Below are 19495 nucleotides of genomic sequence, written 5' to 3'. Positions count from 1 at the left end.
GCGGTGACGCCGGCCCGGTGGGAGCCGCCTCGGTTACTCGTCCAGCTCCGCCACCACGTTCACCGCCAATTTGATGAAGGAACGCAGGGCCGGGTGCTGGTTGTTGGAAGCCCAGACCAGGTAGACCGGTACCGGTGGCGCATCGCGGATCGGGAGGTAGCTGATTTCCGAATGCGGGTGCATCCAGGCGGTGGAGGCCGGTGTCACACCGATCCCGACACCGGCGGCGATATAGGTCTGCCAGTCGTCGATGGTCTCCACCTCCACCGCCACGGCGGGCTTTCTGCCTTCCCGCCACAGTTCCAGGTTGGTCGTCCCGGAGAACGAGTTGATGACCAGGGGATATTCGGCGAGATCCGGTAAGTGGATCTCGCCTTTCCCGGCGAGCGGACTGCTCACCGGGACCGCGGCCACCCGGGGCTCCATGACCAGCAGCTCCTCGTGGAGACTCTGCCGCGTTTCATGGATCCGGATGATCGCCACATCCGCCAGACCGCTGGTGAGCCCGCCCACAGGGTCGTCGATCCGCTTCAGACGGACCATCACCTCCGGGTTCACCTCCTGCCACCGGCGCAGTATCTCGCTGGTGTAGGCGCCGGCGGCCGACCAGGCATAGCCGATGCGCAGCGCACGCACCTGATGGGCGTCCGAGCGCATGGCGTCGTCGAAGGCGGTGACCGCGGCGTCGGCCTTGGCACAGAACATCTCACCGGCCACGGTCGGCCGGACCCCTTCCGCGGAGCGCTCCAGCAGAAGCTGCTTCACATGCCGCTCCAGCTCCGCGAGTCTGCGGGATACTGCCGACTGGGCCATATGTGATCGGGCGGCCGCCTTGGAAATGCTGCCTTCGTCGACCGCCATGAGATAAGTTCTCAGATGGTGAATTCCAACGGTCATGATGCTGTGCTCCGTTCACGGAGGATGTCAGAGGTGACGTACGGATGCCCTTCTGATGTGAATCCGGTGTCGACGGGACGGTGTCGGGTGGAGGGCGGAACGGTGAAGACCGTTCGCTCACACGTTTACTGTGAACCCGTAACACGATCTCGTAGCCTCTGGTCGGCCGGCCCATACGCCGCTGCGACCACGCCGATGACAGGTGCTGAGCGCGCTGAGTGCCCCCTACTCCACTGCCCGCACTAATGGTCTTGAACCGGATGACTGAAGTTACGATAGGTGGACACGAGTCATACGGGGCAAGGAAGGGTTCATACCCGGTGGTCAGATTGGCTTGAATGCGGCGCCGGGCAGCAGCCGATGCCCCCCGGAGCGACCTGCTCTTTTCTCGGGCAGGTAAATGGATCCGCATTCGGCGAGAATGGCTAGTTTTCCCGTTCCGCGACCATGCGGTGTCAGGGCCGGTCCCCGGCCCGATGATCATGAGGGTTGCGGGTGGTGCGGGCGGTCGATCCCGCAGCGGTCCCGCGACCGGTCCCGCGAACCGGTCCCGAAGCGTGGGACAGCGTCCCACGCTTCGGCGCCGGAACCCCTGCTCCTTGGGGAAAAAATGACGGAGACGTTTGCAAGGCTTGCACTGTTCCCGCCGGTGTGCTCCGCATTCGCGACCCGTCGGCGACCCGGCGGCGGACCCCGTCCATGACCGTCCGGCACACCGTCCGGCACACCGCCCGGCGGGGCCCGGCACCCTTCCCCGTACCGCGGGCACGGCCCTCCCCGGGCCGGTGCCGCTCCGGTCCGCCCGCCCGTCCCGGCAGACGGCCGGCGGGTGCCCGGGGCGCCGGGTCCGGTGTTTCCGCTCCATGGGTAGCCGCCCACTACGCATTTACCCGCCGGGCCTACTCGATTACGCAGTCGCCGTATGGCGCATTTCTCGCCTAGCCTGATCGTGGGCGTTGCCAATTTCTCGTACGAATGGCAGGCGAAGGAGTGGCGTTCGGTGGGGAGTGGAGAATCCAGGGTTCTCGAAATGACCGGCTACCAGCGCGACATCTGGGCGGCTGAAGCGCGGTCACCGGGGACCTGTCAATTCAATGTTCTGATCCATGAGCGACTGGTGGGCGATATTGACCGGGAGTTACTCGGTGAGTGCCTGGGCCGTGCCCTGCGCGGCTGCGACGCGTTCCGGCTGAGGTTTGCCGAGGACGCCGGCGGAGTTCCCCGGGTCCGGCTGGTGCCGGATACCCCGGACTCCTGGAAACCGTCCTTCGAGAACATCGACCTGTCCGGTGAGCCGGACCCCGGAAGTGCCGCGACGGCCTGGTGCGAAAAGGAACTCGGCCGGCCGCTGGACATCCGTAACGGGCCGCTGTTCCGGGCCGCCCTCGTCACCGAGGGGACGGATGTCGTACATCTCGTCATCACGGCGCACCATATCGTCACCGATGCCTGGTCGCTGAACTCGATAACACTGCGGATACTCTCCGAATACCGCGAGCGGGCCGGCCGGTCCGGCGGCGGGGACGTACCGCGGGGCCCGGAAGCGCGGGGCGCGACGCCCGCGTACCGGGAGCCCGTCCGCGAGCCCGTCGGCACGTCCGTCGGTGAGCCCGTCCGCGAGCCGGACCGGGAGTCCGTCCGCGAGGCCGCCCCGGCGTTCCCGGACGAGGAGCGCGAGCGGGACCGGGCGTTCTACCGGGAGTATCTGGAAGGGGTCGAGCCCGCGTTGTTCCCGCGCTCCGGAACGGCCCGGCCCGGCCGCGGCCGGGCCTCCTTCACCCTCGACGAACGCCTCGTCGGGCGGATGGTCGCGGCCGGAGTGTCGCCCTTCCCCTGCCTGCTGTCGGCCCTCGCGGTCTGCCTCGGGCGGATCCACCAGGAGGACGAGGTCGTCCTCGGGGTGCCCTTCGCCAACCGCCGGAGCGACCGGGAGCGAGCGGCCGTCGGCCAGTTCGCCAACAATCTGCCGGTCCGGATCCCGGTCACCGGCGAACCGACCCTGACCGGCCTCGCCGGCCAGGTCCGCGAAGTCGTCGGCGAACTGCGGGAGCACGAGCGGCTGCCGTTCGGCGAGATCCTCCGCGAGGCACCCGCGCGCGGCGCCGGCGGCCGGCAGCTGTTCGATGTGACGGTCTCCTATCTGCGGTTCCCCCGGCCCCCGGAGATCCCCGGCACCGGCCGGACGACGACCATCATGGCCCCCGTCCACAGCGCCAACGCGCTCTCCGTCATGGTGCAGGCCTTCGAGGACGAGCCCGGGCTCCGGGTCGACCTCGACTACGCCGACGACGTGTTCGACGGCCATCTCACCGTGGCGGCGCTGTCCGGACACGTCCAGGAGATCCTCCGCCGCGGCCTGGAGTTCCGGGAGCTGCCGCTCCGGGAGCTGTCCATGCTCACGGACGACGAGTACGAGGACGTGGTCCGCCGCAGGCAGGGCCCCCTGGTGCCGTATCCGCGGGAGAAGACGCTGCACCGGCTCTTCACCGAGCAGGCCGCCCGTACCCCGCACCTGCCGGCCGTGGTCGACGACGCGTCCGGCACCACCCTGAGCTTCGCCGCCCTGGACCAGCTCTCCAACCAGGTGGCGCGGGCCCTGCGCGACCAGGGCGCCGGTCCCGGCGAACGGGTCGCCATCCTCGCCGAACGCGGCCCCGAACTCCTCCCCGGCCTGCTCGGGATCCTGAAGTCCGGCGCCGCCTACGTCCCCGTCGACCCCGGCTATCCGCCCGCGCGCATCAAGCTGCTGCTGGAGGACTGCGGGGCCAGGGTGGTCCTGCGCGGCGGGAACCGCGCCACGGAACTCGACACCGGGGTCCCGGTGCGCCGGATCTCCGAGCTGTACCGCGGCTCGGCCGAACCGCTGGGCCCCACCGCCTCCTCGGACGACGTCGCCTACGTCATCTACACCTCGGGCTCCACCGGCCGCCCCAAGGGCGTCATGGTGGAACACCACTCGGCCGTCAACCGGCTGGCGTGGATGCAGCACCGCTATCCCGTCGGGCCCGGCCACACCCTGCTCCAGAAGACCCCGATCTCCTTCGACGTCTCGGTCTGGGAACTGCTCTGGTGGGGCGTTCAGGGCGCCAGGGTGGTGCTGCTGCCGCCGGGCGGCGAGAAGGACCCGCGGGAGATCGCCCGCGTCGTCCGCGAACACGGCGTGAGCGTCCTCCACTTCGTCCCTTCGATGCTCGGCCCCTTCCTCGACCTGCTGGAGGACGGCGGCCCCGGCGGAACCGCCGGGGCGGCCTCGCTGCGGTACGTGTTCTGCAGCGGCGAAGCCCTGCCGCCGGAGCGGGTCACCCAGTTCAACCGGGTCTTCGACGGCCCGGACGCACCCCTGCTGGTGAATCTCTACGGGCCCACCGAGGCCGCGGTCGACGTCACCTACTACGACTGCCTGCCCGCCTCCCACGGTCCGGTCACCCGGGTCCCCATCGGGCGCCCGGTGGAGAACACCACGCTCTACGTACTCGGCCGGCACGGCGGCCCCCAGCCCGTCGGCGCCCCCGGCGAGCTGTGCATCGGCGGCGTCCAGGTCGCCCGCGGCTACCTCAACCGCCCCGAGCTGACCGCCGAACGCTTTGTGAAGGACCCCTTCAGCCCCGGCGGCCGCCTCTACCGCACCGGCGACCTGGCCCGGCTGCTCGCCGACGGCACCATCGAATACCTCGGCCGCGCCGACGACCAGGTCAAGATCCGTGGCAACCGGGTCGAACTGGGCGAGGTGCAGAACGCCCTGGTTGCCCTGGACGGCATCCGGGACGCCGTGGTCGTCGACCACCATCCCGGCGGCGGCCGGGGCCCGGTCCTCGTCGCCTACTGCGTCTCCGGCGGAGAGCTGGACCCCGCCCTGCTCCGGGCGGCCCTGGCCGAGGTGCTCCCCGGCTATATGATCCCCGCCCACTTCGAGCGGCTCCCCGCGATCCCGCTGACCCCCAACGGCAAGGCCGACCGCCGGGCTCTGCCCGCGCCCGCCGCCACCGGCGGCGGCGGTGAGGACGACGCCCCGCGCGACAGCCACGAGGCCGTGCTCGCCGATATCTGGGCGGAGGTCCTGGGCAGCGGCCCGGTCGGCGTCCACGCGGACTACTTCGTCATCGGCGGCGACTCGATCAGCATGCTGAGGGTGCGGGCGCTCGCCGAGAAGGCGGGCATCCGGTTCTCCATGGAGGACTTCGTCCGCAACCCGACCGTGGCGGCCCTGGCGGAGAGCGCCGAGATCACCGCGGGCACGGTGCCGGACGCCGGGGCCCGGGTCGCGTCCGCCGCGCTCCGCCCGTTCGGCCTGGTCTCCCATGTGGACCGGGCCAAACTGGAGACGTACGAGGACGCCTATCCGGTCACCAGCCTCCAGCTCGGCCTGCTGTTCCACAGCCGCGAGAAGCAGGACTCCAGGACGTACAAGGACGTCTTCCGCTACAGCCTCGCCGTCCCGTGGGACGAGACGGCCTTCCGGACCGCCTTCGACCGGCTGGTCGCCCGCCATGCCGTGCTGCGGCTCTCCTTCGCCCTGGCCGGCTACTCCGAACCGCTCCAGATCGTCCACACCACCGCCCGGGGCGGGCTGAGCGTCGCCGACGAGCGCGGCTCCGCCGCCGAAGCGGCCGAGGCGGCCATCCACGAGCACATCGCGGTACGGCGCCGGTACGACTACCGGTTCGACCGGGCACCGCTCTACCACTTCCGGGCCTTCGTCCTGCCGGACACCCTGGAGCTGGTCTTCAGCTTCCACCACGCCATCCTCGACGGCGGCAGCGTCGCCAACCTGGTCTCCGAACTCCTCCAGGACTACGGCCATCTGGTCGGCCTCGACCTCGAACCGGTGCCCGGCACCGTCCCGCCGTCGGCCGCGCAGCACGTCGCCGAGGAGCGCGCGGCGATCGCGTCGGAGGAGAGCCGGGAGTACTGGCGGCGCGAACTGGCCGGGGCCTCCCAGCCCCAGCTGGAGAGCTTCCGCCCGCACGAGGCCCCCGGGCCCGACGACCGTACCGAATGCGATCTGATGCTCCCCGCGGACATCGCCGCCGCGGTCCGCGCGACGGCGGGCGACCGCCGGGTCCCGGTGAAGTCGGTCCTGTTCGCGGCACACGTCCTGCTGCTGCGCGCCTTCTCCGGGCAGACCGACATCACCACCGGACTGGTCACCCACGGCCGGCCGGACTCCGACGGCGCCGAACGCACCTGCGGCCTCTTCCTCAACACCCTGCCCCTGCGGGTCGACGCGGACGCCGGCACCTGGTTCGACGTCGTACGCCGGGTGGTGGAGCGGGAACGGGAGAGCTATCCGCACCGGCGGGTCCCGCTGGCCACCGTCCAGGAGGACCTCGGCCGTACGGAGCTGGTCGACACCCTCTTCAACTACATCCACTTCCGGCAGCTCGGCGCCGTCCTGCGGGCCCCGGGCCTCGACAGCCTCGGCTTCGAGGTCTGGGAGGAGACCAACTTCGGCCTGGTCGTCAACGCCATGGTCGACCCGGTCGACGACGGCATCCGGCTCCGGCTCGACTTCTCCGGGCGCCAGTTCACCCCGGGCCAGGCCGGGCTCTACACCGACACGTACCTCCGGATCCTGCGCCGGATCGCCGAACGGCCCGACGAGGCCGTCCGGCTGGACTTCCTCGCCCCCGCGGCGCAGGACGCCCCGGCCGAACCGCCCCGGACCAATGTGGTGCGCGCCTTCGAGGCACAGGCCCGCCGCTCGCCGCGGGCGGAGGCGGTGGTCGCCGACGGACACTCCTGGACCTACGCGGAACTGGACGGCATCGCCACCCGGATCGCGGTGAACCTGCTGGCGGGCCGGGTCCGCCCCGGGCAGCGCGTCGGTATCGCGATGGGCCGGACCCCGCAGACCGTCGCCGCGATGCTGGGCATCGCCAAGGCGGGCTGCTCCACCGTGCCGCTGGACACCGCCTACCCGGTGGCCCGGCTCCGGACCATGATCGAAGAGGGCGAGCCGGCCTGTGTCGTCGTCGACGACGCGCACCGGGACCTCCTCGACACCACGGTCCCGCTGGTCCCCTACGCGTCGCTGACCGGCGGCACGGACACCGGCGGCACGGACAACGGCACCGGCGGGACGGGCGGCCAGGAGGCCCTGCCGCCGGAGATCGGCGAGGACGACGAGGTGTATCTGCTCTTCACCTCGGGCTCCACGGGACGCCCCAAGGGGGTGTCGGCCCCGCACCGCTCCCTGGCCAACCTCGTCGCCTGGCAGAACGGCATCCCGAGCAGCGCCGTGGGCAGCCGGACCCTCCAGTACGCCCCGCTGAGCTTCGACGTCTCCTTCCAGGAGCTGTACTCCACCCTCTGCGGCGGCGGCACCCTGGTCCTGGTCGCCGAGGAACTGCGGCGCGATATGCCCGCGCTGCTGCGGCTGATCGACCGGGAGCGGGTGGACCGCGTCCATCTGCCCTATGTGGCGCTCCAGCAGATGGCGGAGGCGTCCGACGCCCTCGGCCTGGTGCCCGGACGGCTGCGGGTCCTCTGCTCCTCCGGCGAACAGCTCCGTATGACGGACGAGATCCGCCGCTTCTGCGCCTCCCTCGGCGACGCGCTGCTCGACAACCACTACGGACCCACCGAGACCCATGCCGCGGCCTTCCACGAACTGACCGGCGATCCGCGGGACTTCCCCGCGCTGCCGCCGGTCGGACGGCCCATCCACGGCGCCCGGCTGCTGCTCCTGGACGCCGGGATGCGCCCGGTACCGGCCGGTGCCCGGGGTGAGATCTATGTCGGCGGCGCCGGGCTCGCCAGCGGTTACGCCGGACGGCCCGAGCTGACGGAGGAGCGGTTCGTCCCGGCCCCGGACGGTTCGGGGCCGCTCTACCGGACCGGTGACGTCGGGATGTACCTCCCCGACGGCAGTCTGGTCTGCCTGGGCCGGGCCGACCGGCAGGTCAAGGTCCGCGGCTACCGGGTGGAGCCCGCCGAGGTGGAGCTGGCGATCACCGCGGCCACCACGGGCGACCCCGGCGGCATCACCGGCACCGGCGGCATCACCGGCACCGCAGATACCTCCGACACCTCTGACACCTCCGATACAGCCGACACCACCGGCATCACCGATGTCGCCGTGGTCGCCCGCCGGAGCGCGGCGGGGGACACCCTGCTCGCGGCCTTCCTGGTCGGCGACGCGGAACGGGTGGACCTCGACGCGCTGCGCCGCCGCCTGCGGGCCGCCCTCCCCGAGTACATGGTGCCCGCGCACTTCGCCTGGCTGCCCGCCGTACCGCTCACCCCCAACGGCAAACGGGACGAGGCCGCGCTGGCGAAGATCCCGCTGGTCCCCGAGGCGCGCGGCGGCCGGGTCGCCCCGCGGGACGAGTACGAACGGGCCCTCGCGGAGATGCTGGCCGATCTGCTCCAGCTCCCCGAGGTCGGCGTCCACGACAACCTGTTCGACCTCGGTGCCTCCTCCATCACCGCGATGCGGCTGGTGGTCCTCACCGAGGAGCGGTTCGGCACCGCCATCCCGCTCTCGGACTTCATCGTCGCGCCGACCGTGGCCGAACTGGCCGGACGGCTCCGCTCGGCGGGCACCGGACCGGCCGGCTTCGACCCGCTGGTGGCGATCCGCCCCGGGGGCACCAGGACACCGCTGTTCTTCGCCCACCCCATGGGCGGCAATGTGCTCTGCTACGTGCCCTTCGCCAAGCATCTTCCGGAGGACCAGCCCTTCTACGCCTTCCAGGCGGCCGGTACGGACGCCGGTACGGATCCGGTCCGCGGCCTGGAGAACCTCGCCGCCAACTACATCGAGGCGATGCGCCGGGTCCAGCCCACCGGGCCGTACCACATCGGCGGCTGGTCCTTCGGCGGGTTCGTCGCCTTCGAGATGGCCCGGCAGCTCCACGCCGCCGGGGAGGCGGTCGGCTCGCTGATCCTGCTCGACACCACCGCGCTCAACCCCGGGCGGCGGCCGTGGACCGACGACGAGGCCCTGCTGGGCTGGTTCTTCTGGGAGCTGCTCTGGCTCCAGCACGGCAGCGCCACCGCCGGTGACCTGCTGCCGCCCGGTCTGACCACGCTGGACGAGAAGTTCGCGTTCATGACCAGGCTCGCGATCGACGAGGGCGTACTGCCCGCGGGCAGCGGCGACGCCGTGGTCCGCAGGCTGTTCAAGCTGTACGAGACCAACTGGCGGTCGGCCTTCGACTACCGCCCCGACGTCGTGGACCACGACATGGTGCTGGTCCGGGCCAGGGATCCGCTGCCCGGTGTCCTGCTGGCCATGCACACCGCCATCGACAGCATGCACGCCGACCCGACGAACGGCTGGCGCGAGCGCACCACCGGCCGCCTGACGCTCGTCGACGTCGAGGGCGACCATCTCACGATCATGGAGGAGCCGCGGGTGCCGGACATCGTCGGTGTGGTGCTGAGGGCCATCGAACTCCAGGCGAGCGAAAGCGGGAAGCACTGATGAGCGGCACCAGGACGGCCGTCGTCGTCGGGGCGGGAATCGGCGGGCTGACCGCCGCGATCGCCCTGCGGCGGGTCGGCTTCGACGTACAGGTCTACGAGCGGGCCCCCGAGCTGCGGGCCGCCGGATTCGGGCTCTCCGTGATGGCCAACGCCACCGCGGCGCTCGCCACCCTCGATATCGACCTCGGCCTGGAGAAGTACGGCCGGGTCATGGAGACGTACCACGTCAAGGACCGCAAGGGCCGGCTGATCCGGGAGTTCCCCTTCCCGGAGATCGTCCGGCGGCTGGGCGTGCCGTGCGTCTGCATCAGCCGGGCCGATCTGTTCACCGCGCTCCAGGACGCGGCGGCCGATATCCCGGTCACCCTGGGCGCGACGGCCGAGGGCTTCGAGACCGACGGCGACCGGGCCCGGGTCCGGTTCGCGGGCGGCGAGGAGGCCGAGGCCGATCTGCTGGTCGGCGCCGACGGGTTCAACTCGGTGGTCCGGCGGCACTTCGCCGGGCCCGCCGAACCCGCCCACGACAGCGGGTACATCGCCTGGCTGGGCATCACCGAGTACAGCCATCCGAAGTTCCCCCCGGGCGCGGTCGTGCACTTCTGGGGCGACGGCATGCGGTTCGGCCTGGTCGACATCGGGCGCGGCCGCCTCTACTGGTGGGGCACCAAGAACATGCCCTTCGAGGAGTCCAGCACCTGGGACGGCGGCAAGGCCGGGGTACTGGAGGCGTACGCGGGCTGGCCGGACGAGGTCCGGGAGGCCATCCGGGTCACCCCGCCCGCCGATCTGCTGACCCTCAACACCCGGGACCGGCCCTTCCTGCGGCCCTGGGGCACCGGCCCGGTGACCCTGCTCGGGGACGCCGCCCACCCCATGCTCACCAGCCTCGGCCAGGGCTCCGCCATGGCCATGGAGGACGCCGCGGTGCTGGCCGCCAACCTCCAGCACGCCCCGGACGTACCGCGCGGGCTGCGCGCCTACGAGGCGGCCCGCTACGACCGGACCCGCATGATCGTCGAAGCCACCCGGGCGATCAGCGACTTCGAACAGTCCCAGGGGCCGGTACGCCGCCGGATCCGCGACGCCTACTTCCGGCTGATGCCGCACCGCACCCTGGTGAGCAAGCTGGAGCCCGCGCTGACCTTCCCCGGCGCCGGACCCCTGCCCCGCGAATTCGAAAGGCTGAACCGATGATCGGACGGGCCGCGCGCAGAAGGCTCCCGGCGAACGGGGCGGTCGTCGTCACCGGCGCCTCGTCGGGACTGGGCCGGGAGTGCGCGCTGGAGCTGGAGAGCCGCGGCTTCCAGGTGCTCGCGGGCGTCCGGCGGACCGTGGACGGGGAGAAGCTGCTCTCCGAGTCCCTGTACGGCAGGCTGCGCTACGCCGTCGTCGACATCACCGACGACGCGTCGGTACGGGACTGCGCCGAACTCGCCGAACGCGAGTACGGCGGGCTGCGGGGGCTGGTGAACAATGCCGGGATCTGTGTCCCGGGCCCGCTGGAATGCGTCGACAACGAGCAGTTCCGCCGCCAGCTCGACGTCAATGTGGTCGGCCATCTCGGCATGATCCGCGCCCATCTGCCGCTGCTCCGCCGGGAGCGCGGGCGCATCGTCAATGTCACCTCCGGACTGGGCAAGGCCGCCGTCCCGTTCCTCGGGGCCTACTCCACGGCCCAGTTCGCCAAGGAGGCGCTGAGCGACGCGCTCCGCCGGGAACTGACACCCGGCGGGGTGGGGGTGTCGATCGTGGCACCGGGCGCCATCCTCACCCCGATCTGGAACAAGGTGGGCGCGGCGGGCGACCAGGTGCTGGACCAGGTGCCCCCCGCGGTCGCCGATCTCTACCGCACCGCGTTCAGCGGCTTCATGGCGGGCAACGGGCAGGGGGCGATGGCCAGCCGGACCACCCCCGAGGACTTCGCCCGCACCGTCGTCCGCGCCCTGACCGACGCCCGCCCCCGGGCCCGCTACTGGGTGGGGGCGGACGCCCGCCGGATGGGCCGGCTGGCCCGGCTGCTGCCCGATTCGCTGCTCGACCGGCATTTCAGCGGGATCACCGCGGCGATAGGGGTGTCCGGACCGGCCGCCCGGCAGTCCGTATAACCACCCGCGACCGGCCGCCCCGGCGGCCGGTTTACCCGCCCGGACCGCGGACTACGTATTCGAGTAGTGCCGAATGGATTCGCTGGACGCGGTCCGGGGCCCTGGATAGCCTACGCAATGTCGGGGCATCGGGGAATGCCGAAAAGGCCGCTGGAATCCCCGCCGCAGAACTCCGTGAACTCCATGAAGTATCTTTCCGGTTCCTTCGCGCTCTGAGGAGAAAGAATGGTTTCGGAGCGAGAGTTCAAAGATTTCATGGCCGGCGTCTGCACCTCGGTGGCGGTGGTCACGGCCATGGCGGACGGACGGCCGCACGGTACGACGGTGGGCTCGCTCACCTCGCTGTCGCTCCGTCCGCCCATGGTCACCATCGCCCTGGACCGCCGGTCCAAGCTGCTGCCGAAGATCCGCCGGACCGGCCGGTTCGGGGTCAATCTGCTGGGCGCCGGACAGGCCGGCACCGCCGGTCTCTTCGCCTCCCCGGCCGCCGACCGGTTCGACGAGGTCGACTGGGAACGGGACCGGGACCTGCCGAGACTGCGGGACGCGCCGGGCTGGCTCGTCTGCCTCCCCCAGCAGTTCGTCGCCGGCGGCGACCATCTGCTGCTGCTGAGCCTGGTGGTCCATGTCTCCGGTACGGCGGCCGACGCCCCGCTCGTCTATGGCAACCGGCTTTTCGGTACGCATTCCGCATTGCCTCCGGGAAAAAGTATGTCCATCACCGATCAGATCGCGGCATTCGCTCGCTGAGGTGGAGATCCCATGACCGTCGACCGAACGCATCAGGAAAGCAATTCCCCGGAATCGGCCGAGCTGCTGCGCAGCGCGCGCGAACTGGTTCCGCTGCTCGCCCGCAACGCCGAACGGGGTGAACAGGACCGCAGGCTGCCCGAGGAGTCCGTGCGGTCCCTCGTGGACGCCGGGCTGTTCGGACTGGCGGTCCCCCGCCGGTACGGCGGCCACGAGGCGTCCCTGCGGACCCTGGTCGACGTCTCCGCGACCCTGGCCGAGGGCGACGGCAGCAGCTCCTGGCTGGTGTCGGTCTGCAACTCGGTGGCCTGGATGGTCAGTCTTTTCCCGGAGCAGGCCCAGGACGAGGTCTTCGCGGCCGGGCCCGGGACGAAGGTGTCCGGGGTGCTCACCCCCAGCGCCACCGCCCACCGGGTCGACGGCGGCTACCGGATCTCCGGCCGCTGGGCCTACACCTCCGGGGCCTGGCACGCCGACTGGTCCGTCATCGGCTTCCCGGTCCCGGACGCGGACGGGCAGATCGTCGACCAGGGCATCGCGCTGATCCCCGCCGCCGACTACAAGGTGGAGGAGACCTGGTTCACCGCCGGGATGCGGGGCACCGGGAGCAACAGCGTGGTCGCCGAGGACATCTTCGTACCCGACCACCGGACCCTGTCGGTGCCGAAGGCGATGGCGGGCGACTACCCGGTCCAGCGGACCGGCGGACCGCTGCCCCGCTCGGCCTTCGTCCAGTTCCTCACCGCCACCGCCCTGGTCGCACCCCACCTGGGACTCGCCCGGGCGGCCCTGCGGCTGGTCGGGGAGGCGTCCGCCCACAAGGCCGTCACCTTCACCTTCTTCGAGAAGCAGCGGGACTCGGCGGCCTTCCAGCTCCAGTACGCCGAGGCCGCCCAGAAGACCGATATCGCGGAACTCCTGGTCCGGCGGGTCGCGGACACCATCGACGCCGCCGCGGCGAGCGGCGAGCCGCTGGACGCCTTCGGCCGCCTCCGGGCCCGCTCGGACCTGAGCAGCGCCATCGGACTCGTCACCGAGGCGCTCGGCATCCTGCTGACCGCGCACGGCGCCGGCGGGTTCGCCGAGTCCAGCGCCCTCCAGCGGATCTGGCGGGACTCCAATGTCGCCGCCCGGCACGCCATCCTCCAGCCCGCGGTGATCAGGGAGATGTACGGAAAGGCGCTCCTCGGCGTGGAGGACCCGATCTCCCCGCTGGTCTGACGCGGAGAGCCCGGCACGGACACCCACGTACACACACGTACGCCCGCGCCACCCGCGTACACCGCACGGAGCCGCAGCGGAGCCCCAGAGACGGGAGACGGCCATGGCCGCGCACAAGTACGGTTTCCAGCAGGCGAACTGGCAGCAGTTCGCGGACAAACGCATCTATATCGGCGATCTGGCCGACGACGGCATCCCCAAGTCGATGGGCGCCGGATTCGCCGCCCTGTACCCGGGCGACACCATGGAATGGGTGCCCAGCTACGACGAGTTCATCATCATCCTGTCCGGCAGGTTCGCCGTCGACTTCGAGGGCGGATCGGTCTCCGCGGGTCCGCGCGACATGGTCTGGGTCGAGAAGGGCGAACCGGTCGTCTTCCGCGCCGACGGCGAGGAGGTGCTGCTCGCCTTCGGCACCAACCCGCCCTGGCAGACCACCCCGGAGACCCGCGCGAGCGCCGCCATGTTCCGGCCGCTCGCCGATTCGCCCGTCGGCTGACCGGGGGAGCGGACATGACTGTGACACCCCTGCCCGTGATCCGGCGGGAGCTGAGCCCGCTGGAGCGCTGGTACTGGATAGCCGACCAGATAGCCCCGCTCAATGTCGTCGGGCGGATCCGGCTCCACGGCCGGGTCTCCCCCCGGGCCCTGCGGGAGGCGCTGACCGCGCTCCAGGCCCGGCACCCGCTGCTGCGGGTGGCCGTCGAGGCCGGACCCGGCGGCCGGGACCCCCGGTTCGTCCCGGTGGACCGGCCCGTCCCGCTGGACCACCGCACCTTCGCGTCGGCGGCGGAGGCCGCGGACGCCTGGGTGCGGACCGTCGACCGGGACCTGGTCAACGGCCCGGTCGACTGGCGTACCGGACCGCTGGCCACGGCCACCGTGGTCAGCGGTCCCGGGCCCGACGGCGAGGTCCACGATCTGCTGCTGAGCCTGCTGCATGTCGTCGCGGACGGGACCACGGTCATCTCCCTGGTCCGCCAGTGGGCCGAACTCGCCGCCGGTGCCGCGGTCCCGCACCGCGATGTGCTGCCCCCGGCCGAGGAACTCTTCCCGGCCGGGCACCGCGGCCCGGCCGGGGACGCGGCGGCCCGGGCGAAGTCCGAACGGGACGAGGGCGACCTGGCGCGGCTGACGCCGCTGCGGGTCGACGCCGACGAGACCGTGCCCTTCGAACGCCGCCGTACCCGGTTTCTGCACCGCTCCCTGGACGCCGGCACCCTGGACCGGCTGCTCCGGGCCTGCCGCGCGCACGGCGCCACGGTCCACGGCGTCCTCGCCGCCGCGATGGTGCACGCGGTCGGCACGGACGCCGGGGCCCCGGACGGATCCTGGTACTCGATCGGCTCCCCGGTCGACTTCCGCGGAGATCTGGAGCCCCCCGTGGGCCCGGACGACGTCGGCAGCTATGTGGCGACCATCCCGTCCCTCGTCCGGCACGACCGCGCCGTCCCGCTCTGGGAGACCGCCCGGGAGATCAGTACGGATCTCAAGGAGCGCAAGGCCCGGGGCGAGCAGTTCTCGATGATCCGGACCATCGGGACGGCGGGCCCCACCTGTCCCGCCGACGCCCTCCCGTTCGTACGGCATCTGGACGAGAAGGGGCCGATCAACTTCTGCATCTCCAATATCGGCCGGTTCCCCGTTCCGGACGCCATCGGCCCGTGGCGGGCGACGGGCGCGCAGTTCATCGCCTCGCTGTCGGTGGTCGGCGCGTTCGTCGCCACCGTCAACTCCAGCCACCACCAGCTCGTCTGGAACTTCACCTACGCCGAGGGGATCGTCGCGGACGACCGTGCGGCGAAGCTCGCCGACCGGTGTGTGGAGACCGTGCTCGACCTCGTACGAGAGGCCGGCTGAAGCCCGGCCCGCGACCCCATGGGAGCAGCCGTCGATGGACACACCGATCTACACACCCGCGACCGAACTGCGTGAGCTGATCGGGCGGAAGGAACTGACCGCCGTCGAGGTCACCGAGGCGGTGCTGGAGCGACTGGAGGCGGTGAACCCGGAGCTGAACGCGGTGGTCGCGGTCCGGGCGGAGGGCGCGCTGGCGGACGCCCGGGCCGCGGACGCGGTCCCCCCGGCGGAACGGGGGACGCTGCACGGCGTCCCCTTCACCGTCAAGGACGTCAACGAGTCGAAGGACCTGCCGGCCGCCTACGGTTCGGTGCCCTTCACCGGCTACCGGCCCGGCTTCGACAGCGAGGTCGTCGCCCGGCTCCGGCGCGCCGGCGGCATCCTCGTCGGCAGCACCAACATGCCGGAGTTCGGGCTGCGGATCACCACCGACAACCGGGCGTTCCCCGCCACCCGCAACCCGTGGAACACGGCGTACGGCCCGGCGGGCTCCAGCGGCGGCGCGGCGGCCGCGGTGGCGGCGGGCATCGGCCCGCTCGCCCTGGCCGCCGACGGCGCCGGGTCGGGCCGGGTACCGGCCTCGGCCTGCGGGATCGTCGGCCTCAAGCCCACCCGCGGCCGGGTCCCCTGGGCGCCCTCCTCCCACGAGCAGTGGGCGGGGTACGTCATCAACGGCCCGATGGCCCGTACGGTCCGGGACGCCGCCCTGATGCTGGACGTCACGGCGGGCCCGGTCACCGGGGAGCCCTACGGGCTGCCCGCACCGTCCGGGTCCTTCCTCGACGCCTGCGACCGGCCGCCGGAGGGGCTCAAGGTGGCCTATACGGCCGTCCCGCCGCACGGCACGGTCGACCCGGAGGTACGGGAGGTCTTCCTCAAGGCGGTGGCCGCCTTCCGGGACCTCGGGATCGAGCCGGTCGAGATCGCGCCCCCGCTCGGCGGGCTGCTCGACCCGCTGCTGACGGTCATCGCGGCGAACGTCGCCGCCATGGTCCGCGGACTGCCGCCGGGCCGGCTGGCCGACTTGGAGCCGGAGACCCTGGACGTCGCGCTGCGCGGCGAGCGGCTCGGCGCCGTCGACTATGTCGCGGCCGTCGCGGCCGCGCAGAGCCGGGCGGCCGAGGTCATCGGCTTCTGGACGGAGTACGACGTCCTGCTCACCCCGACGATGACCGTGCTGCCGCCGCTCCTCGGCGCGGCCCCCGAGGGCCCCGGGTTCGAGGAGCGGTGGCGGGCGTACGCGGACTGGCTGGCCTTCACCTATCCGTTCAACATCACCGGGCAGCCCGCGGTCTCGCTCCCCGCGGGCCGGGCCGGGCAGCGGCTGCCGGTGGGGATCCAGCTGGTCGGCGCGCCGGGCGACGAGGCCCGGCTGCTGGGTCTGGCGGCCGCCTTCGAGAGCGCGCGGCCCTGGGCGGACGAGCGGCCCGCCCTGGGCTGACGCATGAGGTGCACCGGGTCCGCCCGGTGCACCTCGCGGCCGTCCCGGGCCCCTTCGCCCGGCCCCGGCGCAGCCGCTCCGGCCCGCCGGGCCCGGCGCGGCAGTCCCGGGCCCCCTCTCACCGCAGGGACGCTTCCCGCCGGTCCTGCCGGACCTCGCGCAGCAGGGCGATCCGGGAGTTCACCCCGGCCTTCCGGAACAGCTTCTTCAGGTGGTAGTTGACGGTGTGCGGGGAGATCTCCAGCCGGCGGGCGATCTGCTTGTTGGTCAGCCCCTCGCCGATCATCCGGACGATCTCGTACTCCTGGCCGTTGAGGTCCGGCGGCCCGCCCGCCGCCGGGCCCTCCGGTCCCGTACCCGCCACGGACGGCTGCGCGGACGGCTGTGCGGGCACCGGGCCGACGGCGGCCATCTGCCGGCGCAGGGCCTCCCGCAGGGTGGCGGGCACCGAATCGGCGATCAGCCGCCACAGCAGCTCGTTGGGGAAGCCGACCCGGGTGTTGCCGACGGTCAGCGCCCCGGTGGCGACCGCCCGGTCGAGGATCAGCAGCAGGGTGGACGGCGAGACGTGCAGGATCGACAGCAGAACGTCGACCTGGCTCTCCCGGCCCAGGACGGCCGCCACCCGCAGCATCTGCCGGCACTGGTCCGGATAGTCCTGGAGCACGGTCTGGAGCAGCACCCGCAGCCGCTGCGGAATGCGCTCCTCGACCAGCTCCGCCTCCCGGGCGCCCACCCGGAGCGTCCCCTCCTCCCGCATCCCCTCCAGCAGCTCCACCAGCAGCCGCGGATGACCGCAGGCCCGGTTCAGCACCCGGGCGAGCGCGGGCGACGGCGGTACGCCGAGGACGTCGCGGGCGACCTGGAGGGCCGCCGCCCCCCGGAGCGGGCCGAGGACGATCCGCTCCGTGGGGCCGATCGACCCGGCGAGCAGCGCGTCCGGGCTGCCGGAGCCGGCCCCGGACCGCCGGGCGACCAGCCAGACCACCCCGCCGCCGTACCGGGTGTGCCGGTGGGCGAGGAGCGGGTCACCGGCCTCCTCGCCCGGGAAGTGGGCATCGTCGATCACGATCAGCCGGGGGCCGCCGTCCGGGCCGGTCTCCCCGGGCCCGGACGGTACGGAGAGCGGGAACCGGTGGCCGCGGGTGAAGCCGAGCCGTTCCGCGGCGGTCGTGCACTCGGCCAGGAACCGGCTCTTCCCGGCGCCGGGTGCTCCTTCGACCGCCACCAGGGCGCAGCCGCCGCGGAGTCCGTGCTCCAGGGCCCGCAGCACCCGCGCGTACTCGTCCGCACGGCCGCGCAGCGGCCGCCGGGCGGACGAAGGGGCGGTGAGCAGGGCGGTGGGGAGGGGGGTGGGCAGGGTGGTGGCGGGCAGGGCCGGGCCTTCCCGGGTGCCGGCGGCCGTCACTGGACCGCCCTTTCCCCGAGGTGCTCGGCGGGCTGCCGGACGGGCCTCGGATCCGGTTCCGCGTCGCGCTGGAAGCGGCTCAGCAGCGGCCCGGTCATCAGGGTGGTGACGAGGGCCATCACCACCATGGCGGTGAACAGCCGGGTGTCCAGGGCGCCCAGACTCAGTCCCACGTTGAGGACGACCAGTTCGGTCAGCCCCCGGGCGTTGAGCAGGATGCCCAGGACCACGGACTCGCGGCCGGAGGCCCCGGTGAGCCGGGCCGCGCCCGCGGCCCCGATGAACTTGCCCGCACAGGCGACCGCGACCACCGCCAGCACCATCAGCAGGCCCTCGATGCCGAGGACCGAGAGGTCCACCGAGAGGCCGGTGACGGTGAAGAAGACGGGGAGCAGCAGCAGACTGGTCTGGTCGATGCGCTCCGGCACCTCGGGCGCCGTGATGTCGATATGGCGGCGGGGCACGATCGTGCCGAACAGGAAGGCGCCGAACACCGCGTGCAGCCCGATCCGGTCGGTGACCCAGGCGCTGGCCAGCAGCCCGGCGCAGAGCGTCACATGGACGATCATGGTGTTGCCCGACCACTGCCGCTCCGGGGCCAGCAGCCAGTCCAGGGCGGGCCGGACCGCGTACAGCAGGACCAGGACGAAGAGCAGCGCGCCGACGATGGTCCGGCCGAAGCCCCAGGGGCCGCCGGCGGTCACCATGGTCGCGACCACGGCGAGCACGCTCCAGGCGATGACGTCCTGGATCGCGGCGCTGAGCAGGGCGACCGTGCCGGTCCGGTGTTTCTGCATGCCCCGTTCGGTGATGATGCGGGCGAGGACGGGGAAGGCGGTGATGGACATCGCCGCGCCGAGGAAGAGCGCCGGGCCGAGGACGCCGTCCGTCTTCAGCTGGCTCTGGTCGAGCCAGGGGTAGATCATCACGGCGAGGCCCGCCCCCAGGGCGAACGGCAGTGCCACCGAGCTGAGCGACACCGCGGTGATATGGCGTCCGACGCCCCGTACGTGCGAGAGGCTCATCTGGTAGCCGACCCCGAACATGAAGAGCACCAGCCCCAGTTGGGCGAGCACTTCGAGGTGCGGGCGGGCCTCGGGCGGGAACAGCAGACCGGGGAGGTCGCCGGGGAGGAGGCCGAGCAGGCTGGGCCCCAGCGCGATTCCGGCGACGATCTCGCCCATCACCGCGGGCTGGCGCAGCCGCTTGGCCAGGGCGACGAACAGTAGGGCCGTGAGCAGCAGCAGTGCCAGGTCCACCAGGACGATCCCGGCGACGCTACCGGTCTCCCCGGCGCTGAGGGCTGGTCGGTGCGTGGACACTCTTCGGCTCCTGACTTCGCTGGGATGGTCCGCAGCGCTCCGGAGGGCTCCGGAGCGCTGC

At 72.2% G+C, this 19495-nt stretch carries 11 protein-coding genes; 8 read left to right on the top strand and 3 right to left on the bottom strand.

Features of this window, described 5'->3' with window-relative positions; genetic code table 11:
- Window positions 1–33: 33 nt before the first annotated feature.
- The gene (locus ACWDR0_RS20445; protein WP_456353122.1) at window positions 34–897 is read right to left on the bottom strand and encodes a LysR family transcriptional regulator; all 864 of its coding nucleotides are present in this window, start codon (window positions 895–897) and stop codon (window positions 34–36) included.
- 949 nt (window positions 898–1846) lie between these two features.
- Here ACWDR0_RS20445 and ACWDR0_RS20440 point away from each other — a divergent pair.
- The 8 genes from ACWDR0_RS20440 (at window position 1847) to ACWDR0_RS20405 (ending at window position 16704) form a co-directional block, all read left to right on the top strand.
- Window positions 1847–9325: an amino acid adenylation domain-containing protein gene (locus tag ACWDR0_RS20440; protein ID WP_456353121.1), complete on the top strand. Its 7479-nt coding sequence runs from the start codon at window positions 1847–1849 to the stop codon at window positions 9323–9325.
- Window positions 9325–10521 carry an FAD-dependent oxidoreductase gene (locus ACWDR0_RS20435; RefSeq protein ID WP_456353120.1) on the top strand — a complete coding sequence of 399 codons (1197 nt, stop codon included), beginning with the start codon at window positions 9325–9327 and terminating at the stop codon, window positions 10519–10521. Before ACWDR0_RS20440 ends, ACWDR0_RS20435 begins: the two co-directional genes overlap by 1 nt.
- Window positions 10518–11432, top strand: a complete 915-nt coding sequence (locus ACWDR0_RS20430; RefSeq protein ID WP_456353119.1) for an SDR family NAD(P)-dependent oxidoreductase — start codon at window positions 10518–10520, stop codon at window positions 11430–11432. Before ACWDR0_RS20435 ends, ACWDR0_RS20430 begins: the two co-directional genes overlap by 4 nt.
- A 225-nt stretch (window positions 11433–11657) precedes the next feature.
- A complete protein-coding gene (locus ACWDR0_RS20425; RefSeq protein ID WP_456353118.1) occupies window positions 11658–12182 on the top strand; it encodes a flavin reductase family protein in 525 nt (174 codons plus the stop codon).
- Between the two features lie 12 nt (window positions 12183–12194).
- The gene (locus ACWDR0_RS20420; RefSeq protein ID WP_456353117.1) at window positions 12195–13403 is read left to right on the top strand and encodes an acyl-CoA dehydrogenase family protein; all 1209 of its coding nucleotides are present in this window, start codon (window positions 12195–12197) and stop codon (window positions 13401–13403) included.
- Window positions 13404–13506: 103 nt separating this feature from the next.
- Window positions 13507–13902 (top strand): hypothetical protein, encoded by a 396-nt coding sequence (locus tag ACWDR0_RS20415; RefSeq protein WP_456353116.1) that lies wholly within the window; start codon window positions 13507–13509, stop codon window positions 13900–13902.
- 14 nt (window positions 13903–13916) lie between these two features.
- A complete protein-coding gene (locus tag ACWDR0_RS20410; RefSeq protein ID WP_456353115.1) occupies window positions 13917–15263 on the top strand; it encodes a phthiocerol/phthiodiolone dimycocerosyl transferase family protein in 1347 nt (448 codons plus the stop codon).
- Between the two features lie 34 nt (window positions 15264–15297).
- Window positions 15298–16704, top strand: a complete 1407-nt coding sequence (locus ACWDR0_RS20405; protein ID WP_456353114.1) for an amidase — start codon at window positions 15298–15300, stop codon at window positions 16702–16704.
- Between the two features lie 118 nt (window positions 16705–16822).
- Here ACWDR0_RS20405 and ACWDR0_RS20400 read toward each other — a convergent pair whose 3' ends face one another.
- A complete protein-coding gene (locus ACWDR0_RS20400; protein ID WP_456353113.1) occupies window positions 16823–18112 on the bottom strand; it encodes a helix-turn-helix transcriptional regulator in 1290 nt (429 codons plus the stop codon).
- Complete coding sequence (locus ACWDR0_RS20395) at window positions 18109–19434, bottom strand: cation:proton antiporter (protein ID WP_456353112.1); 1326 nt, start codon at window positions 19432–19434, stop codon at window positions 18109–18111. The genes ACWDR0_RS20400 and ACWDR0_RS20395 overlap by 4 nt, the downstream gene beginning before the upstream one ends.
- Window positions 19435–19495 lie beyond the last annotated feature (61 nt).

The sequence above is a fragment of the Streptomyces sp. NPDC003691 genome (assembly GCF_053981115.1).
This window is presented reverse-complemented; position numbering and strand designations above follow the sequence as displayed.

Coding starts and splice junctions, on each gene's coding strand:
- ACWDR0_RS20415 (WP_456353116.1), top strand. CDS start 13,507: ATGGCCGCGCACAAGTACGGTTTCCAGCAGGCGAACTGGCAGCAGTTC.
- ACWDR0_RS20405 (WP_456353114.1), top strand. CDS start 15,298: ATGGACACACCGATCTACACACCCGCGACCGAACTGCGTGAGCTGATC.
- ACWDR0_RS20445 (WP_456353122.1), bottom strand. CDS start 897: ATGACCGTTGGAATTCACCATCTGAGAACTTATCTCATGGCGGTCGAC.
- ACWDR0_RS20420 (WP_456353117.1), top strand. CDS start 12,195: ATGACCGTCGACCGAACGCATCAGGAAAGCAATTCCCCGGAATCGGCC.
- ACWDR0_RS20425 (WP_456353118.1), top strand. CDS start 11,658: ATGGTTTCGGAGCGAGAGTTCAAAGATTTCATGGCCGGCGTCTGCACC.
- ACWDR0_RS20430 (WP_456353119.1), top strand. CDS start 10,518: ATGATCGGACGGGCCGCGCGCAGAAGGCTCCCGGCGAACGGGGCGGTC.
- ACWDR0_RS20410 (WP_456353115.1), top strand. CDS start 13,917: ATGACTGTGACACCCCTGCCCGTGATCCGGCGGGAGCTGAGCCCGCTG.
- ACWDR0_RS20435 (WP_456353120.1), top strand. CDS start 9,325: ATGAGCGGCACCAGGACGGCCGTCGTCGTCGGGGCGGGAATCGGCGGG.